This window comes from Ruegeria profundi (assembly GCF_020171505.1).
GTDB classification, from domain to species: Bacteria; Pseudomonadota; Alphaproteobacteria; order Rhodobacterales; family Rhodobacteraceae; genus Ruegeria; species Ruegeria profundi.
Genome location: NZ_JAIUZS010000003.1, coordinates 53,937 through 79,974, shown reverse-complemented (window position 1 = coordinate 79,974; position 26,038 = coordinate 53,937). Strand labels below are relative to the sequence as shown.

Sequence of the window (26,038 nt, the reverse complement as noted above, 5' to 3'; positions counted from 1 at the left end):
CGAGATTCAATCCAGAGTTTACTGATCGGGTCGCTTAACCTTTGTAAGGTTGTAAATATGTCAGATATGAACAGAGGGCTGTAGAACAAAACGCCACGCGGTCACGTTGCGACACGGACACGCGAGAAGTAACAAATTATCTGCGCAGAAACGAATTAGGCTGGCCCCTTTTGAGAGCCAGCCGAAGACCGGCTTTAAAAATGCGCCGATTTCGTGTTTTCCGGTATCGCGGCCGGTGCAAAGCGGGTCAGGTCAATGCCTTCGACGGCCTCTTTATACTCGTCGATCTTCGGTGTTCGGCCCAGAATTGCGGACAGAACAACAACCGGCGTTGAGGCGAGCAGAGATTCACCCTTCTTCTCGGCTGAGTCTTCGACCACGCGGCCTTGGAACAGACGGGTCGAGGTCGCAAGCACCGTATCGCCCTTGGCCGCCTTTTCCTGGTTGCCCATGCACAGGTTACACCCCGGACGTTCCAGGTACAGGATATTCTCGTACTCGGTGCGCGCCGCGGTTTTCGGGAAAAGGTCGTCAAACTCAAAGCCCGAATACTCCTGCAGAGTGTTCCACTCGCCCTCTTCCTTCAACTCATCAATGATGTTGTAAGTGGGGGCTGCGACAACCAAAGGCGCCTTGAATTCGACCTTGCCGTTTTTCTTCTCAAGGTTTTTCAGCATCTGTGACACGATGATCAGATCACCCTTGTGCACCATGCAGGAGCCAACGAAGCCAAGATCGACCTTTTTCTCACCGCCATAATAGGACACCGGGCGGATCGTGTCGTGGGTGTACCGTTTTGAGACGTCCTCGTTATTCACATCCGGGTCAGCGATCATCGGCTCGTTGATCTCGTCCAGATCAACAACAACTTCGGCGAAATACTTCGCATCTGCATCCGGGGTCAGTGCAGGCACCTCACCCGACGTGATCTCGGCAATTCGCTTGTCGGCTCGGTCGACCAGACCTTGCAGAGTGCCAGCCTCATTATCCATGCCCTTGTCGATCATGATCTGGATACGGCTTTTTGCGATCTCAAGCGATTCAACCAGCGTTTCGTCTTGGGTGATGCAGATCGACGCCTTGGCCTTCATCTCGGCCGTCCAGTCGGTGAAGGTGAACGCCTGATCCGCCAGCAAGGTGCCGATATGAACTTCGATGATGCGGCCCTGGAAAACGTTGTCTCCGAATTGCTTCAGCATCTGCGCTTGGGTCGCATGCACCACATCGCGGAAATCCATGTGGTCGGCCATCTTGCCCTTGAATGTCACCTTGACCGATTCCGGGATCGGCATCGTGGCCTCACCAGTCGCCAGCGCCAGCGCAACGGTGCCCGAATCCGCACCAAACGCCACACCCTTGGACATCCGCGTGTGCGAGTCGCCACCAATGATAATCGCCCGGTCATCCACGGTGATGTCGTTCAGCACCTTGTGGATAACGTCGGTCATGGAATGATACTCGCCCTTGGGGTCACGCGCGGTGATCAGACCAAATCTGTTCATAAAAGACATCAGGCGCGGAATGTTGGCCTGCGCTTTCTTGTCCCAGACCGAGGCGGTGTGACAGCCCGACTGATACGCGCCATCCACGGTGGGCGAGATGACGGTGGCGGCCATCGCCTCAAGTTCTTGCGAGGTCATGAGGCCGGTGGTGTCCTGCGATCCCACGATATTCACTTTGACGCGTACATCCGACCCGGCATGCAGGGTGGTGCCTTCCGGAACGCCAACCGCGTTGCGGTTGAAAATCTTTTCAACCGCGGTCAGACCCTGACCTTCGTGGCTGACGACTTTTGATGGCGCAAAAGCCGATTTCAGTTCAACACCCAGTGTCTGCGCGGCAAATGTCTGAAGCTTTTTTCCAAAGACGATGGCGTATGACCCGCCAGCCTTCATGAACTCCAACTTTTGCGGCGTGAAAGATGCGCTTAGGTCGACCAGTTCCTTTTTGCCATCAGCGTCATAAAGCTTTTTCTCTTTGGTGTTGATGGTCATCACAGTGCCGGTATCCACCGAGTATTTCTGCTCGAGGATCGGGCTGTCATCGTTGTTCAGGATCGGGTTGCCCTCGGAATCCACTTTTTTGACCCAGTTCTTCAGGTCGATCCCTATACCGCCTGTCACACCAACGGTGGTCAGGAAGATTGGCGAGATGCCATTGGTGCCCGCGACGATAGGTGCAATATTGACGAACGGCACGTATGGGCTTGCCTGCTTGCCGGTCCACAGCGCCACGTTGTTAACGCCCGACATCCGCGATGACCCAACGCCCATGGTGCCTTTTTCGGCGATCAGCATAACGCGCTTGTCGGGATGCTGCAGCTTCAGCGCCTCGATTTCATCCTGCGCCTTTTGTGAGATAAAGCACTTACCATGCAGTTCCCGGTCAGACCGCGAATGCGCCTGATTGCCCGGTGACAGCAGATCGGTCGAGATATCGCCTTCCGCAGCGACATAGGTCACAACTTTGATCTCTTCTTCGATCTCGGGCAGTTTGTTGAAAAACTCAGCCTTAGAATAGCTTTCCAGAATATCTTTGGCGACCGAATTGCCGGCCTCAAAGGCCTGTTTCAACCGATCAGTGTCAGCATCATACAGGAAGACCTGAGACTTCAGCACCTCGCCTGCCTGTTGGGCGATCTCGGCGTTTTCACCCAACGCCAGATCCAGAAGAACCTTTACCGACGGACCGCCCTTCATGTGTGACAGCAATTCGAATGCGAAAGGAACTGAGATTTCGTCGACGACGACGTCGCCCAGGATGATCTCTTTCAGGAACTTTGCTTTCTCACCCGCGGCGCTGGTTGTACCCGGCAGCGTATTGTAGATGAAGAAGTTCAGCGACTCAGCCCGGTGTTCGTTACCGGGTTCCTTGATCTGATCGACAATCTCTTTCACAAGGGCACCGTCGTCGATGGGTTTGGGGTGAAGCCCCTGCTCTTTGCGGTTTTCGATCTCGCTTAGGTAATCTGTGTAAAGACTCATGGCTGTTCCGGCTTTTGCTATTGGTGGCGGTTTGAACCAGGTTTACGGCAGCTTGGCGAAGCCCGGTCGTGCTTTGTATGCAGCGGTATACTAATTTGTCTAAGGTTTCAATAGACCATCTCATGACGACGTGAAGCAACGCCAGCACGATCACTGCAAAGCATAGGCGCTGGCCGGAATTAAGCCATGCGATGATTGACCAGCCCTGATCGCTTTAACTGTCCACCCTCAAAATATTCTTACTTGCGTAATGGTCGTGAAATGATGTTTTTGACCATTACTGATACATGGACAAATAAGTTGGATCGTTCACAAGCCGCTAGTCTGCTGTCTCAAAACGAAGGCTGCACACCGAAGGGTCCACGCGGCTGTACGCTGCCAACAATCGACCGGACCACTTCTGTGCGATGTAATCGGCCATAAAGCGGGATGGAGCCATCAGAATCGCGACCCCCCCTACCCTGTCCAGCTCGGTCAGATGCTGGAACCAACTGGCCCAAAGTTCAGGGTCGCGTCCATGCAGGATCGATTGCACTTGCGCCCAAACATCCCCTCCCTCTGCATCGGGCGGCGCGGGTTTGGCCTGGAACGGAACAATATTGGTATCCGGCTCGGGCTCGTCCATCATCCGATCACGGAAATCAGGACCGATCGTGGCCCAGTTTTCAGAGGTGTCCAGCAGCATTTGCTTCAGATCCAATTCATAGACTGCGACCCTGCCCCGTGCCGCCGGGCGTTTTACAGCAATCCATCCCAGCGTTCGAAACTTCGCCATTTCACGCTTAACGGTGCGTTCATTCACCGACCAAAGCCGCGCGATCTCTTGCCGCCCGATTGAAAGTTCGTTGTTTCGCCAATTGTAGCGGGTGGTGATCAGGACGATTATTCGCAGTACACTGCGCTGAAGGTGCTTGTCGCCAGACAGGGCGTGAACGGTCAGAGCCGATAATATATCATACTTTACAGCGGACGCATTTCGCCCAACCGGTTTTGCAAGTTGCATTGCTGCTCTCACTGCTCTGTCTGCCTAGGTGGAGTATACCACCAGTGTCACGCTGTTTGCCAACGCTTTTCATTTCGATGTGCTGATTAGCGTCCAAACTCTCGATTCTGTCAAGCGGAGTCTGAGTTTGATGCGATGGTGCCGTAATCCCGGCTCAATCCAAAATAAGAAAATAGGTGAAGTAATGGTGATGGGGGACGTTCTGGATGTCCCCCTATTTCTCTGTTGTGTCCCCCTAAATGGGGTATTTCGGTGCTTAGTGACCCCCCAAATCGGGGGTCGTTAACTGTGCCGGGCCTCGGATCGCTGTCAGCCGTCCTGCGAATCGGTACGAGCCCCGTAAACCCCTATTTTCTTACCCATGGGTAAGTTTCAACTTCGATCATATTTTCTTTTGCGTAAAGTGCAAATCAAGCGTAAATAGAAAAAACATAGAAAATAGCGTCCCAAACGATGAGACCCGAGGCATGTACACGCACGAAGACCTGAACGCATTGCGCAATCAGTCCCTCAAACTTCAAGGCTGGATCCGTCAACAAACATTCAGCCCCGAGATGGAAAAAACCCTTCGCCGGTTTTCCAGCTGGGAGGTGTCCGAGTTGATCTTTCGCGTCAACCAATCGACCTTTCGCGGAAAGCTGGCGGCAGACCCAACCTTACCCAGTGGTGAGGTTGAGCCAGAAGGCCGCCAACGCTGGTTCAGTCTGGAAGAGGTAAACGAGCTGCGCCGCCGTCTCAGGGTGAACCGCAAATCCCTGATGCCACCACGCCCCGTGGGAAAACGTGCGATCCGCGCTGCGGTGGCCAATTTTAAAGGTGGCGCGGGAAAGTCGACTGTCGCTTTGCATTTGGCGCACGCCGCCGCGTTGGACGGTTACCGCGTGCTGGTGGTTGATTTCGATCCGCAAGCAACGCTGAGCCATTCGATGGGTCTGACCGATGTGGCAGAGGATTTTACCGTTTGGGGAATCATGGCCCGCGATCTGATCCGTGAGACCGAGAGGATGAACAACCGCCCTGCTGCTGCTGAATCCGGTACCGCCCTGCCCCGCCGCGAACTGCCACCCTCAATCACAGATATGGGGTTGGGGGATCTGCGTATCGCGGATTTTATCAAGCAAAGCTCGTGGTCGACCATTGATGTCATCCCCTCTTGCGCCAACGCTGCATTTGTCGAGTTCGCGTCGGCGCAGTACCGTCACCTGAATCCAGAGTGGTCATTCTTTGCCGCAGTGTCGCGGTATCTGGATCAGATACCCGACGACGCCTACGACCTGATTCTTTTCGATTGTCCGCCAGCGATCGGCTATCAATCGATGAACGCGGTCTTTGCGGCTGACATGCTCTATGTTCCGTCTGGCCCCGGATACTGGGAATATGACTCGACGACCTCATTCATTGGACAGTTGGCCGAGGCGCTTGAGGACCTCGCGTATGGTTTCGATAAAACCTTACCCACGGGTAAGATCAGCCTTCCCAAGACGTTTTGCGAGTTGCGCTTCTTGTTGACGCGATACGAGCCCGGCAATGCCTTGCACCTTGCCATGTTCGATGCGTTCAAGAAGGTGTTCGGTGATCATGTTGCCGAGCATCCGGTTGAGATGACGCGAGCCGTTGAACAATCCGGCCGCTTTCTAAGTTCAGTCTATGAGATGGATTACCGTGAGATGACGCGCGAGACCTGGCGTCGCGCGCGGTCGACATTTGACAACGTATATGAAGAATTCCGGGGCGTGATGCTTTCGGCCTGGGACAAGCTGGAGGATGACGCATGAGCCGTAAACGCAGAATGTTCGACATCGATATGCCGGTGATGGATGACATACCGGTTGGGAAAGTTCCCGATAAGGTATTAGAAAAGCGACGCGGACCGATGGCCGCTGCAATCTCTGAGAACGCGGACGCCCTACGCAATCAACAATCCACCGAAGATACCATTCGCGCCGAAAACGACCGGTTGGCTCATGAGTTGGTTCGCCTGCGCTCCGAAGGTCTTGTGACTGAACATGTCGCCCTGTCGGATGTCGTCACCGAGAAACTGACGCGTGACCGTAAGCCGGGTCCTGACCCTGAGCTGGACGAGCTTAAGGATTCGATCCGCGATATTGGCCTGTCGAACCCAATCCGATTAGAGCGTCGGTCGGATGGCCGTTTCGATTTGATCCAGGGTATGCGTCGCTTGTCCGCCTATCGGGCGTTGTATGAGGAAACGGGCGAAGAGCGTTATGCCAAAATCCCCGCAGGTATTTCAGCGGCAACCGATGTGAGCAACAGTTATCGTAGGATGGTGGATGAGAACCTGATCCGCAAGGACATTTCCTTTGCCGAAATGGGCGCTTTGGCGCGTGCCTATGCAGAGGATCCGTCTCATGATTGCGATAGTGTCGACAAGGCGGTTGCGATTTTGTTCAAGTCTGCCAGCTACACCAAACGCAGCTATATCCGGGCATTCGCGAGTCTTTTGATGATGCTGGACAAGGTTCTAATGCATCCTAATGACATTCCCCGGAATTTAGGGGTGGAACTTAAGCGCAAGATTGATGCCGATCCCGGTTTGGTGCGTCACATCAGTACTGCAGTGATGAGTGAGCCTGACCGCGATGCGGCGCGCGAAGTGGCGCTCCTTCGCAGATTTGTAGAACCCGATGCTGTAACATCCAAAAAGCCGACAGCGACAAGTGGTGGAAAAACACGACGGGCAAAAACGACGTTCCAAGTGTCGGGGCGGGCAGGGGTCGCGAAATGCGCGGCCTCAAGTGGGCGGATCGAAGTTCGTTATGACCTTGACTTTACTCGGGTTGATCGGGCCAAGCTAGAGCAGGCGATTGCCACAATGCTTGAGGATCTTCAGGAAGAGGATGATCTTACCCACGGGTAAGGTTTTCTCCCAATTACAAGGGATAGGCGCCGGGCTCATAGCCCGGTGTTTTTTATCCAAGTAAATCCGCTGCCGGGTTTTCTGCGATATCGACGTCGTCATAGTATTTCTGCGCCTGGGCCATGGAACGGTGCAGGGACAGGCGCATGGCGGCTTGGATCGGGGCACCGTCCAGCGCGGCCTGGGTTAGAAAGCCGGAGCGCAGCCCGTGCGGCGTGGCGAAGTCCTCGGGTAAACCGGCCAGCGCCAGCCGATGTTTAACGATCTGGGAAACCGCATCCGGGCTGAGGCTACGTTTCAACACTCGATCCGCTTTTGAGACCGGCCGAAACAATGGTCCTTCCGTGATCTGCCCGACCTCGATCCAACGCACCAGCGCCTGAGCCGCACGGCCCTTGAGAACCAAGCGCGGGGTTTCGCCCTTGGTAGTGGTTTTGGTCTCCAGCAGCGAGAGCCAGACCAGACCTTCCTTGTCGAATTCCTTCAACGACACATCCTCGCGCCGCAATCCGGTGATCTCGGACCGCCGTCTACCGCCCGAGGCCCAGCCCAGCATCAGCAACGCCCGGTCGCGGCAGTCCCGGCGAGTGCCGCGGCATGTGGCCAACAGCTGTTCCAGCACATCCCGGGTGATCGGGTGCCGCGACTTCGGGGCAGGGGGCCGGGCCGCGGCGCGGCGGGCCTTGGACCGGGCCTGTTTCACCTGCGGCGCCTCGAAGGGCGAGGCGAGGTTCTTCATCCGATGAAAGGCGAGCCAGGAGGCGATGCGCCGGTCCAGCGTCGACGGAGCAGGACAGGCGAGGGTCTTGCGCAGCCCTTGCGCGATCAGAGCCTCGGCAGCCTGACGCGCGACGTCGCCATCTGCTGCGTCATTCATATCTCGGGCGTGATCGAGAATGAAGGTGAGCGCAACAGCCTCAGCCTCGGGCCAGTCCAGCGCCGACCCGAAGCGCGCGGTTTTCCAGGCGGTAATATAGAGCAGGTCGCGCTCATAGGCCCGCAACGTGTTGGCGGGGGTGCCGCGGATATAGAGATCGGTCAATGCGTCCTGATCCGCCTGAGACAGGGCAAGGGAGGGGCTGGGCAGATAGGGGGCAGGGGCTGACATGGACCGCAGTCTGCGCCCATTTTCCGGCGAAATCAATCACATATGATAAGCGTTACTTATCAAGAATGAGCGTGGAATTTCCCGCAACCGGATATGATGTGCAAAAGGACTGAAAAACGAGCATTGAATGGGTCAACTCCGTGTTGCAGCGTGGAAACATCGGGCATCGAAAGTGCAGTTTGGATCCGCCCGATGTGGGTTCTGATCGAGCCCATGTCTGCACCAATGTCACGGTGCCCTTAATTACTGGACGCTGGTTTTAAAAAGTTGAGCAAAATCAGTGCTTGTTTGTGCCTTTAATTTCTGGACTGTGCCGAGTGTGTTGCATGGATCAGAATTGGGGCGGATTGGCCCCTTACCCCATCACTTCAGACGACGCGCTCATACACCGGTGTTGTCACGTTAACTCCCAAACCGCCAAGGAATACTGTTTTATGAAATTCAGGCTACTTGAGTGGCGGCATTCCAGGCGTCAATTGCTTCGAGGCGGTGATATCGAATTGTTAAGGCGGAGCGGCGGCGAGCGGGGACGCTGAAGCAATTGCGGATTGCTGAGTGGGTCGCCACGAACCTTTGCAAGCCTCCTGGAGAGCGATGGCCTTGCATCGTCCTTTCCCGCTTTCGGAAAGGGAGATGACTGTTCTCAGCTCGATTGTTGAGGCCTTTGTGCGACCAATGATCCAAACCCGGCGCGACCTCTCGCTTTGCGGCACCATACGAGCGGAGTTTGTCCGTGATGATCCGCTTGGGAATGAAACCAAGACGCTTGATCAAGCGGCGCAACAGCCGTTTTGCCGCCCGTTTGTCCCCCCTGGGTTGGAGGGTTTCGTCCAGCACGACGCCATGCTGATCAACCGCACGCCAAAGCCAATACTTGCGCCCCGCGATTCTCAGGGCAACTTCATCCAGATGCCAGACATCACCTGGACGGTTCAGTCTCTGCCGCAGATTTCGAGCTACAGCCGGTCCGAACTTGATGACCCAACGCCGGACAGTTTCGTAAGAAGCATTGATTCCGCGCTGTAGCAGCATCTCTTCAACTTCCCGCAGGCTCAGATTGAAGCGAACGTACAGCCACACCGCGTGCGCGATGATCTGACGAGGAAATCGGTGACGCTTGTAGCAGATTGATGATGGCTTCATCGATGTCACCTACGCCCAAATCGTATCGTGAGCAACCGAACGACAGTTAACGTGACAACACAGCCAGCAGAGCGAATCTGGAAAAAAGCGATATCAGGGTCTAGAACCGTGAAGAAAGTAACTGAAATAACGGTACGGGAAAGAGAATAGATGAAAACTGAAACAGTTAGGTGCTGGTCAGGGGGAGGGCCTCAGAATGAAGTATGGAATTGGGGGGACGCTATTAGCCCTTTGGTGTTCCAGTTCGTCAGCGGAAAAATCCGAAGGTAGTTGATTACAAAAACCTTACCCCCGAACCGCATCTGATGATTTGTGGCAGTACGCTCAAGTGGGCAACTTCAGGCAGTATTTTATGGGGTGTTGGAGAAATAGCTGGCAATATGCCCTTCCTACAAGAAGACGTGAAGCCACTGCATGTTGCTGCTGTGCGTGGGCCTTTGACGCGCAAACGACTTATGAGTGCAAACATTCCCTGTCCCGAGATTTTTTGTGATCCTGCGTTTGTTCTCCCATCGTATTATGAGCCCGCGCCACCATTAAAAAAGTACCGTATTGGAGTAATTCCACACTACATTGATCAAGGGCTTCCTGCCTTGTCTCATCTCCAGTCGATGGAGGATGTGCGTGTGATTGATATCACCCAAAAAGATGTGCCGGAGCATAAGCGCATTTACTCATTCATCGAGGATGTCTGTTCTTGTGACCTCATCGTTTCCAGCTCTCTGCATGGGGTCATTTTGGCGGATGCCTACGGTATACCCAGCAAATGGATGGTGCTGTCAGACAAGGTTTTTGGCGCTGGCTTCAAGTTCCAAGACTATTTCTTGAGCATTGAGCAGGGTGCGCGCGCCAACCATCCTGTGACGGATGTCAAAAATATTGATGAAGTTGTTGAGCAGGTGCAATCTGACTATGCGCAATTTGGGCGCGCCGTGGCGAATGTAGACGGTTATATTAAGGCGTTCCCGGGAACGACGAAACCTTTGGAAACAGACACAAAACGATAGCAAACGGTTGCGTCCTCTGTACCCCCCTTGGGATTGTCGAAACGTGATGACTACAAAGTACATTTCTTCAGACAGTGCGGTGATTGATTTTGGTGCCGGAAACCAGACAATTAAAAATCATTCAGGTATCAAAGACTACATTGCTGTAGATTGTGTCCAGGGCGAAAAAGAGGTGTTTTTGTGGGTTCTGTCGCAAATTTTGCGGCGACAACATCAGTGGAGTTGGTGAGCCGGTTATCCCGCCAACTCCGCGAACTGCTGAAACGGACGGAGGCCGGGTGTGAATTGACCTTTGCGGATCATGTTGACCAGTTCTATGCCTGCCAAGACAGATGCGGCTGAAGCGAAGGATTTGAAGCCCAGCATGGGTCTGATCTTTCGTTTGATGAAACGATGATCCTTTTCAATGATGTTATTGAGGTTTTTCCGCCTGACCATTTTGATCGGGATCGGACAACCAAAGCCTTTCAACATCTTGTTGATCGCCTTGATGCCAGCAGTGTTGGCACCACTCTTGTCGATAACAATCTTGCGTGGCAATCCGTTCACCTCAAGCGCGCGGGCGAAGAACCTGGTCGCAGCGGTCTTGTTCCGGCACTCGGACAACATGAAATCCAGGGTCATTCCGTGTTTGTCGATCGCTCGGTAAAGATAAACCCATTCGCCTTTCACTTTCACATAGCTTTCATTCATGCACCACGAACGGTCTGCGGGACGCTTTCTATACCGCGCTGTTTCAGCCATAAGAACGGCATATTTATCTACCCAGCGGTTCAGCGTCGCATGGTCTAGGTCAACACCACGTTCGGCCATGATTTCTTCAAGTTCACGGTACGATACGCCGTATCGAAGGTAGAAGAAGACTGCGTGCAGGATCACGTCGTTTGGAAAATGTGCACCTTTGAATGAAATCGTCATGGTCTGCTCCTATCTTATCCGAGCGCGCGTTATCTAAAACGCAGTCGGAATGACAGTTGGGAGCAGATTTTGTGACAGAACCCATGCAGCCTCAAATAACTTGGCAATAGCGCGAATTCAGGTGGAATAATCGGCGATACATGACCTCAGGGTATCACACCGCACTCAGCCGTAACAGACCCCACCTTTATGACACCTTCGTCAAGATACCAGACGTCTTCGAGCCACCTCTGCCGCAAGTTCCGGGCGATTTGCGGACCGACCTTGGCAGTCCAGCGGCCGATCGACTCGTAAGAGACATCGATCCCGCGCACTAGCAACAACTCCTCAACTTCCCGAACGCTCAGATTGGAGCGAACGTAAAGCCATACCGCGTGCGATGATCTAAGGAGAAAACCGACGGAGCTTGTAGCTGACGGGTGATGAATTCATCGATGTCACCTACGTCCAACTACGGGCATAAGCAACCTGACGAAAATTAATGTGACAATACCTGAAAACATGTTTCTGGGCAGCAAAAAATTGTGTTGACAAAAAAATTTTTTTTACCACGCTGTCAGCCGACACAAAGCCCACAACTCCGCGACGGATACGTGCAGAACAAAGCTGACATAACGACCGTGAACAGCTCGACGGATGAGCTGGGGCGGCGCATGCGAGTGCGTCGTCAAAGGCTGTCGATGACACTGCAGGAAGTATCAGATGCGTCGGGTGTTTCCGTTGGCTACCTGAGCCAGGTTGAGCGCGGCAACGCAACACCCACTTTGGGCACGTTAACCCAGATTGCCCAGGCGCTTGAGGTTGATACCGATTACTTCATTAGAACCCCGCACGCGGGCGACAGTCTGACACGCGGTGACAGCCGGCCGAGATTCGCCGTGGCAGGTTCGTCCATCGAATACGAGCAGATCGGGACGGAACGCGCCGGGCACGAGCTGACGTCATACGTGATGAACGTCCCGCCCGGCTACGAGTCCGAGTTGGTCACCCATGTCGGGGAAGAGATCATCTATATCCTCGAGGGCACGATTTCGCAGATTGTCGGCGAAAGAGAATACATGTTGGGTCCGGGTGACAGCCTTCATTATCTGGGAACCACACCACATTGCTGGTCCAACAAGACCGGCAAGCTGGCCCGCATTCTTTGGGTCGGGCGGATGCAATACGAGAAATCCGGAGAAATCGGGCAATCGGAGGCTGCCCAACCCAATGCGACACGGGAAATACTGCCGCTCAAGCGCTGATAACGTGGCGATTTCGGGCAAAAAAGCCGCGAGAAGCAAACAACTTACCAACCAGGAGAGAAAAAATGTCATGGAATAGAGTTTTGGCCACTGGCCTGTTGCTGAGCGTGATGGGCGTGTCGGCTCAGGCGCAGAATCTGGTCTATTGTTCCGAAGGATCCCCCGAAGGTTTTGACCCTGCCTTGTACACGGCCGGCACCACGTTCGATGCTTCCAGCCACCCGATTTACAACCGCCTGGCCGAGTTCAAGGTCGGCACCACGGAAACGATCCCCGCTCTGGCGGAAAGCTGGGAGGTGTCCGATGACGGCAAGACAGTGACCTTCAAGCTACGCGAAGGTGTGAAGTTTCATTCCAATGATCTGTTCACCCCGACGCGCGACTTCAACGCCGATGACGTGATCTTCAGCTTTGATCGTCAGGGCAACGAAGAAAACCCGTATCATACGGTTTCCGGCGGCACCTGGGAGTATTTCGGCGGTATGTCGATGCCGGACCTGATCGACCGCATCGAAAAGATCGATGACTACACGGTTGCTTTCCACCTGACCCGTCCCGAGGCACCGTTCATCGCAAACATGGCGATGGATTTCGCGTCGATCGTGTCAAAGGAATATGCCGACGCAATGCTCGAGGCTGGAACGCCCGAGATGCTGAACCAGGCGCCAATCGGCACCGGTCCGTTCGTGTTCCAAGCGTATCAGAAAGATGCTGTCATCCGCTATGTGCGCAATGACGACTATTGGGGCGACAATGCCAAGGTTCAGAGCCTGATTTTTGCGATCACGCCGGATGCGTCAGTGCGCTATCAGAAAGTTCAGGCAGGCGAATGCCACGTGATGGCCTACCCGAACCCAGCTGACGTGCAGGCGATGAAAGACGCTGAAGACATCGTGGTGATGGAGCAGGAGGGTCTGAACGTCGGTTACCTTGCCTACAGCACTCAAGTTGCGCCGTTCGACAACCCCAAAGTGCGCAAGGCGCTGAACATGGCCATCGACAAGCAGGCCATCATCGACGTCGTGTTCCAGGGTTCAGGCCAGATCGCCAAGAACCCAATTCCGCCGACCATGTGGTCGTATAACGACGCAATCGAGGATGACAATTATGACCCCGAAGCCGCCAAGGCCGCGCTTGAGGCTGAAGGCATTTCGGATTTGTCGATGAAGATCTGGGCGATGCCGGTGCAGCGCCCATATAACCCCAACGCCCGCCGTATGGCCGAGCTGATGCAGGAAGATTTTGCCAAGATCGGTGTGGACGTGGAAATCGTGTCGTACGAATGGGGTGAATACCTTGAGCGTTCGAAAGCCAAGGACCGTGACGGTGCGGTTCTGCTGGGCTGGACCGGTGACAACGGTGACCCGGACAACTTCCTGGCCGTTCTGCTGGGCTGCGACGGTGTTGAAAAATCCAACCGCGCTCAATGGTGCAACGAGGAATTCGACGCGCTGGTTCAGAAAGCCAAGGTTCTGTCTTCTCAGGAAGAACGCGAAGAGCTTTACAAGCAGGCGCAGGTAATCTTCAAAGAGCAGGCACCGTGGGCCACGATCGCGCATTCGGTCGTGTACATGACCATGCGCCCCGAAGTTGAAGGCTACGTCGTGCACCCGTTGGGTGGTCACATCTTTAACCAGGTAGGCCTGTCGCAATAAGCGATCAGCACATGATCAACTGGGGCGGTGCAGTTTGTGCCGCCCCAACTATCATCTGACGATGACCGGGGGCGCACCGTCTATGTCAACGACTTTATCTGATCGGCTTTCCGAATATGCCGGTGTCGCCTGCAAGCTGGGCGTGGATGCTGTGGCGCTTGTGCCCGGTCCGAATTTCACCCGCGCGCTCGGCCAAAGCTTCATGAGCCACGAGCGGCCATTCCTGCTGGTCATTCCTGCCAACGGTCCGGCCGCCGCCCTTGTCCCGAACCTCGAATTGGGAAGCTGGGCGCTGACCGGGTTCGACGGCGCAGTCTTCGACTGGCGGGATCAGACGGGATATCATGACGCCTTTGCGGCCTTGATGGATCACCTTAGCATCTCGTCGCTGGCGGTCGAAGGGCAGGTCATGCGGGTATTCGTGCATCATGCCCTGATGGCTGCCCAACCGGGCTTGCGCATCATTGACGCCGAACAAGAGATTTCCGACCTGCGCATGATCAAGACGCCCGGGGACATCGCGGCGCTGGGGCGTGCCATCGACATCTCGGAAAGGGCGCTGACGCGCATGCTTGAAACCGTCGCCTTAGGGCAGAGCGAGAAACAGATTGAGCAAACTTTGATCCGGCTTCTTTTCGAGGAGGGCGCCGATGGGCTGGCCTTTCATCCCATCGTTGCCGCCGGCGACAACTCGGCGCAGCCTCATGCCCATGCGCGCGAAGATTATGCGGTGCAGGCCGGGGATGCGCTGCTGATTGATTTCGGCGCGCGCAAGGATGGTTTTGCCGCCGACATCACCCGGACCGTTTTCCTTGACCACGCATCAGACGAGGCGCAGGCCGTATATGACACTGTTTTGCAGGCCAATCTGGCCGGGCTTGCGGTCACCCGTGCGGGTGTGACGGCGCACGAGATCGACGACGCCGCCACCAGTGTGCTGGAGGCATCCCCCTTTGCCGACCGCATTCGCACGAAAACCGGTCACGGGTTGGGTCGCGCCGTGCACGAAGCGCCATATATCATGCGCGGCAACATGGCAGCGCTGCCCGCCGGAACGGTTTATACCAATGAACCGGGCCTGTATCAGTTAGGAAACTTCGGTGTGCGGATCGAAGACGACGTTCTGATTACCCAAGACGGCTGTCAGGTTCTGACCCGCTTTCCGAAAGACCTACAGGTGATTTCATGCTGAACTACGTTCTGGCCCGACTGCTGACTTTCATCCCCACCTTCATCGGGGTGACGCTTGTGTCTTTCAGTTTCATCCGCGCCTTGCCAGGCGATCCCATTATGGTCATGGCGGGTGAGCGGGGCATCTCCGAGGAACGCTATGCCGAGCTTGCGGCGCAGTTCGGGTATGACCGTCCGATCTTTGTGCAGTATTGGGACTACCTGACCGGAGTGTTGCAAGGCGATCTGGGGGTCTCCTTCGTCACTAAACGCCCGGTCTGGGATGAGTTTTTCTCATTGTTCCCAGCCACGCTGGAACTGTCGATATGCGCCATGATCTTTGCGGTTGTGCTGGGATTACCTGCTGGTGTGATCGCGGCCGTGAACCGGGGCAAGTTCTTTGACCGGGCGCTAATGTCGACGGCGCTGGTGGGGTATTCGATGCCGATCTTCTGGTGGGCGCTGCTGCTGATCATCGTGTTTTCAGGCAACCTGCAATGGACGCCGGTTTCCGGACGTATCGGGTTGCAATACTATTTCCCCGATCCGACCGGGTTCATGCTGATCGATAGCCTGGCCTCGGGGCAAAAGGGGGCCTTTCTTTCCGCAGTGCGGCATCTGATCCTTCCGACCATTGTGCTGGGCACCATCCCGCTGGCTGTGATTGCGCGCCAGACCCGGTCTGCGATGCTGGAGGTGCTGGGCGAGGATTATATCCGTACCGCGCGCGCCAAGGGGCTGACGCCTGCGCGGATCAACGGCATACACGCCCTGCGCAACGCTCTGATCCCGGTGATCACTGTAATCGGGCTTTCGGTCGGCACCCTGCTGGCCGGTGCGATTCTGACCGAGACGATTTTCAGCTGGCCCGGCATCGGCAAATGGATGGTCGACAGCATTTTCCGCCGCGACTATCCCGTGGTGCAGGGTGGGCTGCTGCTGGTGGCGGTGCTGGTCATGGTGGTGAACCTGATCGTCGACATGCTTTATGGCCTCATCAACCCTAAGATCCGGAAGCGCTGACATGGCTGATACAACGCAAATCGCAACTGCTCCGACTCGCCCCAGTGCGCTACGCGAATTCTGGTACTACTTCCGTGAAAACCGGGGTGCGGTCATCGGTCTGTATGTTTTTTCGGCGCTGGTGCTGATCGCCCTGTTCGCTGGGATCATCGCCCCGCACGACCCCACCGCGCAGAATCGCGCGGCCACGCTGCTGCCGCCGGTCTGGCAAGAGGGCGGAAGCTGGTCCTACATCCTGGGGACCGATCCGCTGGGCCGCGATCTGATGTCCCGGCTGCTCTATGGCTCGCAGCTGACGTTTCTGGTTGGGATCATGGTGGTTCTTTTGGCCTCGGTTGGCGGGATCATCATCGGGCTGATCTCGGGTTTTGCACCTAAATGGGTCGACACCATCATCATGCGGATCATGGACATCATCCTGTCCTTCCCGGCGTTGTTGCTGGCCCTGGTTTTGGTGGCTATCCTCGGTCCGTCGTTGATCAATGCGATGATCGCCATCGCCATCGCCTATCAGCCGCATTTCGTGCGCCTAACCCGCGCGGCGGTGCTGGCCGAGCGCTCGAAGGATTATGTGATTTCCGCCCGCGTCGCCGGTGCGGGCCGGCCGCGGCTGATGTTCATCACCGTCTTGCCCAACTGCGTCGCGCCAATCATCGTGCAGGCGGCGCTGTCATTCTCGAACGCGATCCTCGATGTTGCGGCGCTGGGTTTCCTGGGCATGGGGGCACAGCCGCCCACACCGGAATGGGGCACGATGCTGGCCGAATCCCGCGAGTTCATCCTGCGCGCCTGGTGGGTGGTCACCTTCCCCGGTCTCGCCATTCTGATCACCGTGCTGGCGATCAACCTGATGGGTGATGGCCTGCGTGATGCGCTCGATCCAAAACTGAAGCGGAGCTAGAGCGATGTCCCTGTTGCGTATCAGAAACCTGAGTGTCGAGTTCGCCACCGCGTCCGGTCGGTTCCGTGCAGTGGACGGCGTGGACCAGGACGTCAACGAAGGCGAGATTCTGGCCATCGTAGGCGAAAGCGGATCGGGAAAATCGGTGTCGATGCTGGCGGTGATGGGGTTGTTGCCCTGGACCGCGACGGTCACCGCCGACGAAATCACCTTTGACGGGCAAGACCTGCTGGCAATGGGTACCACTGCGCGCCGCAAGATGATCGGCAAGGACCTCGCCATGATCTTCCAGGAACCGATGTCGTCGCTGAACCCGTGTTTCACCGTCGGCTGGCAAATCCGAGAAGCCCTGCGCCTCCATCTGGGCATGGGGCGGCGCGAACGGCAGGCCCGTGCCATCGAGCTGTTCGAGCAGGTGGGTATACCCGACCCGGAAAAACGCCTGGGCGCGTTTCCGCATCAACTGTCGGGCGGCATGAACCAAAGGGTGATGATCGCCATGGCGATTGCTTGCAAACCCAAGCTGCTGATCGCGGACGAACCGACGACGGCCCTTGACGTGACGATTCAGGCGCAGATCCTGGATCTGTTGACATCCCTGCGAAAGGAAACCGGCATGGGGCTGGTTCTGATCACGCATGATATGGGCGTTGTCGCCGAAACGGCTGAACGCGTCAGCGTGCAATATGCCGGTCAGAAAATCGAAGAGCAGCCCGTCGGGCCGCTGTTCCGCACGCCTCACCATCCCTATACGGCGGCGCTGCTGGATGCATTGCCGGAACGGGCGACGGACAAACACCTGCCCACCATTCCCGGCGTCGTACCCGGCCAGTTCGACCGCCCCGAGGGCTGTCTGTTCTCGCCGCGGTGCAAGTTTGCCGACGCGAAATGCAAGACCCAGATGCCGCCCCCTCTGGGGCCTGATCTGGGCCGCGCCAGCTGCTTCTACCCACTGAACACCGACGAGAGGGTTGCATCATGACGAACCCGGTAATGCAGGCGACCGCGCTCGAGCGGCACTATCAGGTCAGCGGCGGGCTGTTCGGCAAGACCCGGACGCTCAAGGCCGTGGGTGGGGTGGACTTCGCGCTCTATCCGGGCAAGACCCTGGCCGTGGTCGGCGAAAGCGGCTGCGGCAAGTCCACCCTAGCGCGAATGGTGACCATGATCGAGGAGCCGACCGCGGGCACCCTGACGCTGGACGGCAAGCCGATCCGCCCGTCGGAATGGGCATCGCTACGCCAATCGGTGCAGATCGTGTTTCAGGACCCGTACGGATCGCTGAACCCGCGCCATCGCATAGGTGCCATCCTGGAAGAGCCGCTCAAAATCAACCGCCCGGACCTGAGCAGCGCCGAGCGCACCGCCAAGGCGCGCGAAATGCTGGGCCTCGTCGGTCTGCGGCCCGAACATTTCGACCGCTATCCGCATATGTTCTCGGGCGGGCAGCGCCAGCGCATCGCCATCGCACGGGCCCTGATGCTGGACCCCAAGGTGCTGGTGTTGGACGAGCCGGTTTCGGCGCTGGACCTGTCCATCCAAAGCTCGATCCTGAACCTGCTGGTCGATTTGCAGGACCGGCTGCGACTGGCCTATCTGTTCATTTCGCACGACCTCAGCGTGGTGCGGCATGTCGCGGACGAGGTCATCGTGATGTATCTGGGCCGCGCGGTCGAAAAGGGCAGCCGGGATGCGGTGTTCAGCGCGCCGTTCCACCCCTATGCCAAGGCCCTGCTTTCGGCGACGCCGCAGGCCGACCCGGACGCAAGAAAGGAACGCATCCAGCTGCAGGGCGAGTTGCCGTCGCCCCTGGCCATTCCCGACGGTTGCCCCTTTGCGCCGCGGTGCTGGAAGGTCCAGGACAAATGCCGGGCCGAGCGACCTGTTCTACCGGATGAAGACCATGCGGCGGCGTGTTTTTTCCCCGAGAATGGTGGCGCGCCGGCTGGAGTGTGACCGCAGACGCAGCAAAAAAACGGTGTTGGCACGTTAAACGCCGTTCGATTGCTCCTCCTTAAACTGGAATGTAGGTGACATCGATGAAATCATCTTCTGTCAACTACAAGTGCCATCGGTTTTCTCCTTAGAGCATCGCGCACGCTGTCTAGCCAACCAATGCGGCTAGGAGCAGGACATGTCGCAAAGCGAGTCGGGCACCGGCAATGGCTCGTTTCCCAAGGAGAGTTCCGCTAGCCTGCGCGACGAGTGCTGGAACAAGTTGGTAATGCAGATGCAGATAAGTGGGGTTATCTTCGATTTAGAGGCGCCTCGGTCGATCCAGCAAGCCGAGATAGGTTTGATAACGACTATGTTCGACAATGTGACACTGCCCTCTAAGTGGCTCCCGTGACCCCATCTCTACCGATAGTCCCAAAGGCACTTGCAATATCTTGGATCAGGTCGTCAACGCTCTCTAGTCCAATATGCAGGCGTATTACCACTTCATCTGCGGTGCTCAATGTCGTGCTGCCAAGACTAAGAGGCAGCGCAAGGCTTTCGTATCCACCCCACGAGGCACCGATACCAAACAACGAAAGCGCATCGACGAACTCATCGGATCGCTTATTCAGCGGCGCGGCGAGACGGAAGGCGAATAAGCCCGAAGATCCTGTAAAATCTCGTTGCCAAAGCTCGTGCCCTGCAAAGCTCTCAAGTGCTGGATGCAGCACAGTCGCTACGTCGCTGCGTTGTTCCAGCCACCGGGCAATCTTCAATGCGCTACGTTCATGAGTCTCCAGCCGGCTCTTTAATGAGCGAAGCCCCCGCAGCGCTGTATAGCAGTCATCCGGGCTGACGCAGATGCCAAAGTCGCTGTTAAGATCAAAGATCGGACGATACGCCGCTTCGCGAGTGACGACTGCGCCCATCATTACGTCGGAATGGCCGCAGATGTATTTGGTCGCGGCTTGGATTGAGATATCGGCACCGTGTTGCAGCGGCTTAAAGAAAACACCGGCCGACCAAGTATTGTCGACAGCCAAAAGCGCGCCATGCTTGCGGGCAATTGCGGCCATTGCAGGCACGTCGATCATATCGAAGCTGTTCGAGCCGGGACATTCCGCCAACACCAGCCGCGTATTGGGCCGCATAACGTCACGCAATGCCTCTGTCTCTGGCGGGAAAAAGCTGACCTCGACACCGCGGGGCTTGAAATAATTTTCCGCAAGCCTCCGCACCGGGGGATAGGCCGTGTCGATGATCGCCACATGGTCACCGGGCCGCGTATATGCCAGAAAAACCGCCCCCAAGGCCGCCAGGCCAGAAGGATAGAGAAACGCCCGATCGCCTTGTTCCAGCTCGCACAGCGCATCCTCAAGCGCCATTGACGACGGTGTGCCGCGTGCGCCGTAACTGAAAAGGCGTTCGCCGGTCGTGCGGCGTTGACGATAATCGCGCATCGTGGTGATATCGGGAAAGAGCACCGTCGACGCCCTCACGACGGGGGGGTTTACGGCATGTGGCGAGTTTCCCTTTGCCTTGGCCGCGTGTACCATTCGGGTGGCATCATCCATCTGCATGTTCCTCAGCCCGGATGAGTTGAAATACGGCTCGTTCCATGGGATCGAGCTGATCCACGAGGCCGGTTTCCCACTCGAGATACCGGCGGGAGGCATCAAGGTTTCCTTTGTGCCGGTCGTGGACGAAGAATAGGAAATCGATGGCAGCCTCGTCGGGGGGAGAGCCAGGGCTGCCATCGACCGGTTCGCCAGCGGCGATCCATTCTTGCATGCCGCTGGCGAGGTAGCGGCATTTTACTGTGGTGAGTGTGTTCAGTTCAGATGCAAAGAGCGCAGCGACTCCGGGATCGTCAGCAACGAGGACGACCTGCTCAGTCAGATCTTTCGCCACCGCCTCTGCCCGTGGGCGAATGGCCCAGATCGCCCCTCGTATATGTCCCTTGCGGAAGGCCATGCTGGACCGCAGATCAAGGATGGTGACGGGGCCGGACACTCGCGCGATCTCATCCGAAGAGATGGTTGGAAGGTCTCCGGCTTGGTCGGGCGTGGTGACCTTCTCGGCGTAGTTGAGGCCATTGCGGACGATAACGGCGTCGTGCCCCATCTGACGGAGCCAGAACGCTGCCGAGGCCGCGCGGACGCCGTTGTCGTCGATCAATGCGATCCGGGCACGGCGCATGGCGACCCATTCATCCGTGGCTTGCACAAGCTGGACAACGGGCGCGTGTATCGATCCGGGAACATGGCCTTCCGCAAATTCTTCGTCCGAGCGGACATCAAGCAGGTACGCGTTCTCCCGGCGCCAGGCCGGCAGGTCGGCCGCGTCGATGACAGGCAGGTGATGTTTTGAGATCAAGCGGTCTGCAAGGGCCGCGCCCCGCTTCACTTGCTTGGCCGTGAGTTTTGGCAACGCCTTTGGAGTATTGTTGCGCGACAGCTTTTTGCCGGACAAGACCCACCCCTGCGTACCGTTTTCCAGCGCGTAGACTGGATTTGCGATACCGGCGTTGATCAGGCTCTGTGCGCCGATCAGGCCGCGGGTGCGGCCGGCACAATGGACGACAATGGGTCGGTCCTCGGGCAGGTCAAGCGCGGCAAAGCGATAGAGCAGTTCGCCGTTGGGAATGTTTCGGGCACCTGGAATTGTCATCTTTCGGTAATCACTGGCAGGGCGCCCGTCGATCAGGCTTGGGGGGCGTGGCTCTCGCTGCATGTCCAGAAGTTTGTCGGCCGTGATCTGTGGCGTATGTTCGGCTAGTTCAACCAGCTCACCCAACACTTTGCTCGGGACATTGACGCCCTTGAAGACGCCGTATCCGGCTGACCGCCAAGCCGGCAGTCCGCCGGACAGGATCGAGACGTCCTTGTAGCCAATCTCTGTAAGGCGAAGGGCGGCGCGTTCGGCGACGTCGTCACCATCATCGTAGAGGTAAATCTCAGCCTGCTTGTCCGGAAGAAGGCGCGAAACTTGCAGTTCGAGACGGCTGTAGGGGCAGTTCGACGCAAAGAGCAGATGACCTTCGCCGTACTGACCGTGCTCGCGCACATCGAGAAGCCCGATCCGTGCTTGCGCGTCGAGTCTGCGTTTCAGGGCGGCTGCAGAAACGGATCCGGTCATTTGTCTGCCTTTCGTGTCTGTACGCCGACATCCATGGTCCAGCATGTGCCTGCTTCCGGGTCAAACATCACACGTTCTGAAAGGGTTTCCAGCGCTCGACCGTAGAAGTGCAGGTGCCGGATGACGCTGTCACCGGGAATGAAGACGGAATGTATGTCGTCGGGCAGCAGGCCGATTGCGGTACCCGGCTCAATAGAAACCTCGCGGTCTTTTTGCACAGTTGCGCGGCCGGGTTCCGTTCTATCATCCGTGCGAGTCCAGAGCGTGTTGAGCTCGGTTCCTTCGACTGCGGCAACGCAAGCCCAAGTGGTGTGGTTGTGCGGCGGGATACGCTTCCCTGGCCGCATGACGTTGAGGTAAAGAGCAAATGTTTTGCCTTCATCCTCGGCGATCAGGTAGCGCGCCTGTTTGCTGTCGTCGTCCGGGGGTGGAAACTGATCCTCTGACCAGAGTTGGGCCTGACTTGCAATGTCCCGCAGGTCATCGGCAATTGCGGCGATAGAGTCGCGGGTGATGCCCTGCGCGGCGATGCGCGCGCGCGCATCTTGACGCAGAGCGTCTACAAGTTGGGTGCGCTGCAGGGTTTGATCGGTCATCGGTTGTGCTCCTTTGGAATTGACTTTGGCCGGGCTCAGAACAGCGCGACATGCGCTTCTGTCGGCATCCGGGTTTCGCCATTGATCGGAATGAGGTCCTGCGGGCACGCAGAGAGCACCAGGACAATGTCGCGTTCGGCCCGGAAGGCAACGTAGTCGCCGGGGCGGGTAACCGGGGGCTTGCGAGAGAATCCGCCATCTGCGCCGAGCGGGTAATTCATGAACAGGTTGAGAGGAGCCGGAGTATGGCGCGAGGCAAGTCCCACCTCGGCCAGAGCTGCGTGCAGGTTATCCTCGCAATTGTCATGATACTCGGTGCAGCCCATGCGCTTGTAGATCGGCATGGAGCAGCAGCACATAAGCATGTCATGTACACCCGGCGAGGTGTCTTCAAGTACCGTCAGCATCGGCTGGTAGTGGTTGTCGACCAGCGTGTCGTTGGGTCGGATATGAATACGGCTGATAGATGAGCGTGTGTGCGCCATCGACAGAAAGGTGGAACTGTCACCGGCGGCAAAGGCCCACGTGTCGAGCACCTGGGTGCCATGGGTGTTGATCACCCGAAATTCCTGACCGGCGGCGACATCGATCGCCTTGCCGCGCCGTGCCGGAACGGTATGTTCGTGTCTGCTCATGATCTTTGCGCTCCTTTGCTTCGGCGTCTTGGTGTCATTTCGAGGACGCCCCACCGGCGCCAAATGGGAAATCCCGAGCGCCGAGTTTCAGCGACAATGTGCGCGAGGCATCGAAAAGTTTTTCGCGCAGTTGGTCGAGGTCCTCGGTTTCGAAAAGCGGATCCGGCAGGACGACTCCGAGGGCCAGCGGGACCTCGTTTGTCGCGTCGAAAACCGGCACGGCCAGCGCCGCGAGCCCGGGCGCGCTTTCGCCGCGGGTGACAGAGCAGCCGGATTCACGGATATCAGTCAGGACGGCTTCGAGATGGTCGCGGCGCGTGATCGTTTTTTCGGTGAGCGGGCGGAGATCCAGATTGCTCAGCAATTCCTTGCGCTGCGCTTCAGGTTGCCATGCCAGCAGGACCTTCCCGGCTGAGGTGCCATGCACCGGCAGGCGGTTTCCGACCCGCCAGCGGCCGTCAATGTAATGTGGCCCTTCGACGGCCATGATATGCAGCACGTGGGTGCCACGCAGAATGCTGAGGGTCGCAGAGTGGCCAGACGCGTTCACAAGCTGTCGCATCACTGGAAGGGCGTCGCGCGCCTGTTGCGAACGGACGATGTACCGGGTGCCGAGCTCAAAGGCCTCGACCCCGACAGAATAGCGCCGGGTGACGGGATTCTGTTCCACCATTCCGGCATTGCGCAACGTGCTGAGTATCTTCGATACGTGGCTTTTCTTCAAATCGACGAGTTCGACGACCTCGTTCACAGACAGGTCGCTGTCGGCGTCGATAAAGACCCTCAGGACGTTCAGTGCGGTTTCTAGTGACTTCAAGACGCATCCTCCCGTGTCTGGACCGCGTAGATATCCGTGCGCCGGGATTCCATATGGCTTTGCGCTGCGCCAAGGGTGCGGCCGATGGCGATGTCGGCGATCAGAAGGTCAGTCGTGTCGGCTGGGGCCGGACCGGCGGCGACATCCCCGGTGCCGGAGATAATGCAGCTGTTGCCAAGGAAGGTAAGGTCTCCTTCATGGCCGACACGGTCGGCGACGATCACCGGAACCTCGTTCACGCAGGCAGTTGAACGGGCGACATGAAACCCCATCGCCTGTCCGTGCGCGTCCAGCGGCGATTTCATCCGAGGGTTTCCGGCCCAGTTCGCAGGACAGGCGATCACCTGCGCGCCATCCAGCGTCAGTGCCCGGCTCAGTTCCGGAAACCAAAGGTCGTAGCAGATCATTATGCCGATCCGACCGGCCGGAGTGTCAGCGATGACAGCGCGGTTGCCGGGTCTATAGAGGTCGCGCTCTATGCTCCAGAGGTGCAGCTTACGGTAAGTCGTGGCATTCCCATCCGGCGTAATCACGATTGCGCTGTCGTAAAGTCCGTCGTCGGCCAGTTCGATAATTCCGGCGACGAGGGTCAGGCCGTGCCGTACCGCGCGCGCGCGCCATGCGGCGACGGCCGGTCCGTCTAACGGGGTCGCGTACGGTGCGGCGGCCTCTGTGTCTGTGAAGACATAGCCGCTGAGGCAGCACTCGGGTAAAACCAGAAGGCTTGCCTTCTCCGCCGCAGCCCGGTCGATCCATTTGAGGCTTGTGTCGAGATTGGCCTGCGTATCACCCAAAACCGGGGAGTATTGCGCGACCGCAGCTCTGATTTCTTTACTGACCATGCCAATCATCCCATTCCAGCCCAACGAAGCCGACCCGATCGCCGGAATGCACCACCGGGTCGTTGCGAATACCGATAACCTGCACGTCCTGTGAGAAAGTGATGGTCTCCAAAATATTGCCCGCGACGTCCTGAATAAGGCCCAGCGGCTGGCCGGCGGGCAAGGTTGTTCCCGCAGCCGCGTGCTGGCGGAAAAAACCGCCTTGATGGCCGAAGACATGAGTGCGGCGCGTGACGCGCCGGATGGGTCCTGGTTTCGTCGCATTGGCGGATATCATCCCCAGATGCCCTGCGAGACGTTGGAGCCCATCGACTCCAGACCGGATACAATCGGGCTGCTGCTGGCTTCCGGCGCCAAGCTCGATCATGAAGGCAAGTTTGCCAAGCTTCAGGCACTGATAATCAAGTGCACCGGCATTGTTGCCGGGCAATTCCGATGCGGATGTCACGGACATGCGGCAGGCCACGAATGGTGAGAATTGCGATACGGCGCCTAGGATGTCACTTTCGCCTGGGGCGCCGTCGCCTGCATCCTTGTAAACCGCATATGGCATGCTGGAGAACAGCGGGTTCATCGTGTGGAAGTTAACCACCACGTCGGCGCTTTGGCGGATTCCGTCGAACACCGCGTGGGCCAGCAGCTGGGCTAACATACCTGCGTCGCTGCCTGGAAAGCTCTGATCAAGATCCTGATCGTCCTGCGGCACGCGCTTGCGTCGCGCGTCAAGCGCCGTTGGGTTCGATATCGGCGTTGCCACCACTGTTCCCGCCAGATTGTTGCAGTCCAGCCCGGCCATAAAGTCGGAAATCGCCAGGATGCCATTAATCTCGTCGCCGTGGACCGCGCCGTTCAGCCACAGGACTGGCCCCTCAGCGCGGCCTTTCGCCACCAACAGGGGCAGGGTGATAGGCTGGCCGCTGGCCATTGTTCCGACCTGCAGGGTCGAATGGGTGAATTCGCCCGAGGCTGCGCGTTCGACCTGCTCGGATGCGTTGGCGCGGCGTTGAGTTTCGGGTGTCAAAGGCAGGTTCATAATTT

General features: G+C 57.4%; 24 protein-coding genes. 11 read left to right on the top strand and 13 right to left on the bottom strand.

Going from position 1 to position 26,038, the window contains the following annotated elements; translation table 11 throughout:
* Positions 1-194: 194 nt before the first annotated feature.
* Both LCM21_RS06580 and LCM21_RS06575 read right to left on the bottom strand, forming a co-directional pair.
* Positions 195-2,984 (bottom strand): bifunctional aconitate hydratase 2/2-methylisocitrate dehydratase, encoded by a 2,790-nt coding sequence (locus tag LCM21_RS06580; protein WP_224889881.1) that lies wholly within the window; start codon positions 2,982-2,984, stop codon positions 195-197.
* Positions 2,985-3,303: 319 nt separating this feature from the next.
* On the bottom strand, positions 3,304-3,987 hold the full coding sequence (locus LCM21_RS06575; RefSeq protein ID WP_224889880.1) for a DnaA N-terminal domain-containing protein: 684 nt from the start codon (positions 3,985-3,987) through the stop codon (positions 3,304-3,306).
* A 467-nt stretch (positions 3,988-4,454) separates the two neighbouring features.
* On the opposite strand from LCM21_RS06575, the gene LCM21_RS06570 reads away from it, so the two are divergent.
* Entirely contained in the window at positions 4,455-5,762 is a 1,308-nt protein-coding gene (locus LCM21_RS06570; protein ID WP_224889879.1) for an AAA family ATPase, read from the top strand.
* Positions 5,759-6,865 carry a ParB/RepB/Spo0J family partition protein gene (locus LCM21_RS06565; protein ID WP_224889878.1) on the top strand — a complete coding sequence of 369 codons (1,107 nt, stop codon included), beginning with the start codon at positions 5,759-5,761 and terminating at the stop codon, positions 6,863-6,865. Before LCM21_RS06570 ends, LCM21_RS06565 begins: the two co-directional genes overlap by 4 nt.
* Before the next feature lie 52 nt (positions 6,866-6,917).
* On the opposite strand, the gene LCM21_RS06560 is transcribed toward LCM21_RS06565, so the two are convergent.
* A complete protein-coding gene (locus LCM21_RS06560; RefSeq protein WP_224889877.1) occupies positions 6,918-7,973 on the bottom strand; it encodes a tyrosine-type recombinase/integrase in 1,056 nt (351 codons plus the stop codon).
* A gap of 441 nt (positions 7,974-8,414) precedes the next feature.
* Positions 8,415-9,116 (bottom strand): IS6 family transposase, encoded by a 702-nt coding sequence (locus LCM21_RS06555; protein ID WP_224889876.1) that lies wholly within the window; start codon positions 9,114-9,116, stop codon positions 8,415-8,417.
* Between the two features lie 305 nt (positions 9,117-9,421).
* Between LCM21_RS06555 and LCM21_RS06550 the strand changes: the two genes are divergently transcribed.
* Together LCM21_RS06550 and LCM21_RS06545 are read left to right on the top strand one after the other, a co-directional pair.
* On the top strand, positions 9,422-10,123 hold the full coding sequence (locus LCM21_RS06550; protein WP_224889875.1) for a polysaccharide pyruvyl transferase family protein: 702 nt from the start codon (positions 9,422-9,424) through the stop codon (positions 10,121-10,123).
* A 46-nt stretch (positions 10,124-10,169) separates the two neighbouring features.
* Complete coding sequence (locus tag LCM21_RS06545) at positions 10,170-10,352, top strand: hypothetical protein (protein WP_224889874.1); 183 nt, start codon at positions 10,170-10,172, stop codon at positions 10,350-10,352.
* A gap of 5 nt (positions 10,353-10,357) precedes the next feature.
* Here LCM21_RS06545 and LCM21_RS06540 read toward each other — a convergent pair whose 3' ends face one another.
* On the bottom strand, positions 10,358-11,041 hold the full coding sequence (locus LCM21_RS06540) for an IS6 family transposase (RefSeq protein WP_224889873.1): 684 nt from the start codon (positions 11,039-11,041) through the stop codon (positions 10,358-10,360).
* A 146-nt stretch (positions 11,042-11,187) separates the two neighbouring features.
* Positions 11,188-11,355, bottom strand: a complete 168-nt coding sequence (locus tag LCM21_RS20845) for a hypothetical protein (RefSeq protein WP_404818120.1) — start codon at positions 11,353-11,355, stop codon at positions 11,188-11,190.
* 279 nt (positions 11,356-11,634) lie between these two features.
* On the opposite strand from LCM21_RS20845, the gene LCM21_RS06530 reads away from it, so the two are divergent.
* The 7 genes from LCM21_RS06530 to LCM21_RS06500 all read left to right on the top strand — a co-directional run bounded on the left by LCM21_RS06530 (position 11,635) and on the right by LCM21_RS06500 (position 18,990).
* A complete protein-coding gene (locus LCM21_RS06530; protein ID WP_224889872.1) occupies positions 11,635-12,285 on the top strand; it encodes a helix-turn-helix domain-containing protein in 651 nt (216 codons plus the stop codon).
* 65 nt (positions 12,286-12,350) lie between these two features.
* The gene (locus LCM21_RS06525) at positions 12,351-13,940 is read left to right on the top strand and encodes an ABC transporter substrate-binding protein (RefSeq protein ID WP_224889871.1); all 1,590 of its coding nucleotides are present in this window, start codon (positions 12,351-12,353) and stop codon (positions 13,938-13,940) included.
* Positions 13,941-14,022: 82 nt separating this feature from the next.
* A complete protein-coding gene (locus tag LCM21_RS06520; RefSeq protein WP_224889870.1) occupies positions 14,023-15,132 on the top strand; it encodes a M24 family metallopeptidase in 1,110 nt (369 codons plus the stop codon).
* Positions 15,126-16,133: an ABC transporter permease subunit gene (locus LCM21_RS06515; protein ID WP_224889869.1), complete on the top strand. Its 1,008-nt coding sequence runs from the start codon at positions 15,126-15,128 to the stop codon at positions 16,131-16,133. The genes LCM21_RS06520 and LCM21_RS06515 overlap by 7 nt, the downstream gene beginning before the upstream one ends.
* A 1-nt stretch (position 16,134) precedes the next feature.
* On the top strand, positions 16,135-17,034 hold the full coding sequence (locus tag LCM21_RS06510; protein ID WP_224889868.1) for an ABC transporter permease subunit: 900 nt from the start codon (positions 16,135-16,137) through the stop codon (positions 17,032-17,034).
* Positions 17,035-17,038: 4 nt separating this feature from the next.
* Positions 17,039-18,016 carry an ABC transporter ATP-binding protein gene (locus LCM21_RS06505; protein WP_224889867.1) on the top strand — a complete coding sequence of 326 codons (978 nt, stop codon included), beginning with the start codon at positions 17,039-17,041 and terminating at the stop codon, positions 18,014-18,016.
* Positions 18,013-18,990 (top strand): ABC transporter ATP-binding protein, encoded by a 978-nt coding sequence (locus tag LCM21_RS06500; protein ID WP_224889866.1) that lies wholly within the window; start codon positions 18,013-18,015, stop codon positions 18,988-18,990. Before LCM21_RS06505 ends, LCM21_RS06500 begins: the two co-directional genes overlap by 4 nt.
* 377 nt (positions 18,991-19,367) lie before the next feature.
* Here the strand turns inward: LCM21_RS06500 and metC are convergent, their stop codons facing one another.
* The 7 genes from metC to LCM21_RS06465 are packed head-to-tail and all read right to left on the bottom strand — an operon-like array spanning position 19,368 to position 26,033.
* Positions 19,368-20,546, bottom strand: a complete 1,179-nt coding sequence (gene metC, locus LCM21_RS06495; RefSeq protein WP_224889865.1) for a cystathionine beta-lyase — start codon at positions 20,544-20,546, stop codon at positions 19,368-19,370.
* The gene (locus tag LCM21_RS06490; RefSeq protein WP_224889864.1) at positions 20,539-22,110 is read right to left on the bottom strand and encodes a rhodanese-like domain-containing protein; all 1,572 of its coding nucleotides are present in this window, start codon (positions 22,108-22,110) and stop codon (positions 20,539-20,541) included. Before LCM21_RS06490 ends, metC begins: the two co-directional genes overlap by 8 nt.
* Positions 22,107-22,706, bottom strand: a complete 600-nt coding sequence (locus LCM21_RS06485) for a cysteine dioxygenase family protein (protein WP_224889863.1) — start codon at positions 22,704-22,706, stop codon at positions 22,107-22,109. The genes LCM21_RS06490 and LCM21_RS06485 overlap by 4 nt, the downstream gene beginning before the upstream one ends.
* A gap of 35 nt (positions 22,707-22,741) precedes the next feature.
* Positions 22,742-23,341 carry a DUF1989 domain-containing protein gene (locus tag LCM21_RS06480; protein ID WP_224889862.1) on the bottom strand — a complete coding sequence of 200 codons (600 nt, stop codon included), beginning with the start codon at positions 23,339-23,341 and terminating at the stop codon, positions 22,742-22,744.
* Positions 23,342-23,375: 34 nt separating this feature from the next.
* Positions 23,376-24,158 carry an IclR family transcriptional regulator gene (locus tag LCM21_RS06475; RefSeq protein ID WP_224889861.1) on the bottom strand — a complete coding sequence of 261 codons (783 nt, stop codon included), beginning with the start codon at positions 24,156-24,158 and terminating at the stop codon, positions 23,376-23,378.
* Positions 24,155-25,000: a nitrilase-related carbon-nitrogen hydrolase gene (locus tag LCM21_RS06470; RefSeq protein ID WP_224889860.1), complete on the bottom strand. Its 846-nt coding sequence runs from the start codon at positions 24,998-25,000 to the stop codon at positions 24,155-24,157. The genes LCM21_RS06475 and LCM21_RS06470 overlap by 4 nt, the downstream gene beginning before the upstream one ends.
* Positions 24,990-26,033, bottom strand: coding sequence for a M14 family metallopeptidase (locus LCM21_RS06465; protein ID WP_224889859.1), 1,044 nt, complete (start codon positions 26,031-26,033; stop codon positions 24,990-24,992). The genes LCM21_RS06470 and LCM21_RS06465 overlap by 11 nt, the downstream gene beginning before the upstream one ends.
* Positions 26,034-26,038: the final 5 nt, after the last annotated feature.

What these genes read in the sequence shown, in the direction of transcription:
- LCM21_RS06580 (WP_224889881.1), bottom strand. Translation starts at nt 2,984, where the DNA reads ATGAGTCTTTACACAGATTACCTAAGCGAGATCGAAAACCGCAAAGAG.
- LCM21_RS06575 (WP_224889880.1), bottom strand. Translation starts at nt 3,987, where the DNA reads ATGCAACTTGCAAAACCGGTTGGGCGAAATGCGTCCGCTGTAAAGTAT.
- LCM21_RS06570 (WP_224889879.1), top strand. Translation starts at nt 4,455, where the DNA reads ATGTACACGCACGAAGACCTGAACGCATTGCGCAATCAGTCCCTCAAA.
- LCM21_RS06565 (WP_224889878.1), top strand. Translation starts at nt 5,759, where the DNA reads ATGAGCCGTAAACGCAGAATGTTCGACATCGATATGCCGGTGATGGAT.
- LCM21_RS06560 (WP_224889877.1), bottom strand. Translation starts at nt 7,973, where the DNA reads ATGTCAGCCCCTGCCCCCTATCTGCCCAGCCCCTCCCTTGCCCTGTCT.
- LCM21_RS06555 (WP_224889876.1), bottom strand. Translation starts at nt 9,116, where the DNA reads ATGAAGCCATCATCAATCTGCTACAAGCGTCACCGATTTCCTCGTCAG.
- LCM21_RS06550 (WP_224889875.1), top strand. Translation starts at nt 9,422, where the DNA reads ATGATTTGTGGCAGTACGCTCAAGTGGGCAACTTCAGGCAGTATTTTA.
- LCM21_RS06545 (WP_224889874.1), top strand. Translation starts at nt 10,170, where the DNA reads ATGACTACAAAGTACATTTCTTCAGACAGTGCGGTGATTGATTTTGGT.
- LCM21_RS06540 (WP_224889873.1), bottom strand. Translation starts at nt 11,041, where the DNA reads ATGACGATTTCATTCAAAGGTGCACATTTTCCAAACGACGTGATCCTG.
- LCM21_RS06525 (WP_224889871.1), top strand. Translation starts at nt 12,351, where the DNA reads ATGTCATGGAATAGAGTTTTGGCCACTGGCCTGTTGCTGAGCGTGATG.
- LCM21_RS06520 (WP_224889870.1), top strand. Translation starts at nt 14,023, where the DNA reads ATGTCAACGACTTTATCTGATCGGCTTTCCGAATATGCCGGTGTCGCC.
- LCM21_RS06515 (WP_224889869.1), top strand. Translation starts at nt 15,126, where the DNA reads ATGCTGAACTACGTTCTGGCCCGACTGCTGACTTTCATCCCCACCTTC.
- LCM21_RS06510 (WP_224889868.1), top strand. Translation starts at nt 16,135, where the DNA reads ATGGCTGATACAACGCAAATCGCAACTGCTCCGACTCGCCCCAGTGCG.
- LCM21_RS06505 (WP_224889867.1), top strand. Translation starts at nt 17,039, where the DNA reads ATGTCCCTGTTGCGTATCAGAAACCTGAGTGTCGAGTTCGCCACCGCG.
- LCM21_RS06500 (WP_224889866.1), top strand. Translation starts at nt 18,013, where the DNA reads ATGACGAACCCGGTAATGCAGGCGACCGCGCTCGAGCGGCACTATCAG.
- metC (WP_224889865.1), bottom strand. Translation starts at nt 20,546, where the DNA reads ATGGATGATGCCACCCGAATGGTACACGCGGCCAAGGCAAAGGGAAAC.
- LCM21_RS06490 (WP_224889864.1), bottom strand. Translation starts at nt 22,110, where the DNA reads ATGACCGGATCCGTTTCTGCAGCCGCCCTGAAACGCAGACTCGACGCG.
- LCM21_RS06485 (WP_224889863.1), bottom strand. Translation starts at nt 22,706, where the DNA reads ATGACCGATCAAACCCTGCAGCGCACCCAACTTGTAGACGCTCTGCGT.
- LCM21_RS06480 (WP_224889862.1), bottom strand. Translation starts at nt 23,341, where the DNA reads ATGAGCAGACACGAACATACCGTTCCGGCACGGCGCGGCAAGGCGATC.
- LCM21_RS06470 (WP_224889860.1), bottom strand. Translation starts at nt 25,000, where the DNA reads ATGGTCAGTAAAGAAATCAGAGCTGCGGTCGCGCAATACTCCCCGGTT.
- LCM21_RS06465 (WP_224889859.1), bottom strand. Translation starts at nt 26,033, where the DNA reads ATGAACCTGCCTTTGACACCCGAAACTCAACGCCGCGCCAACGCATCC.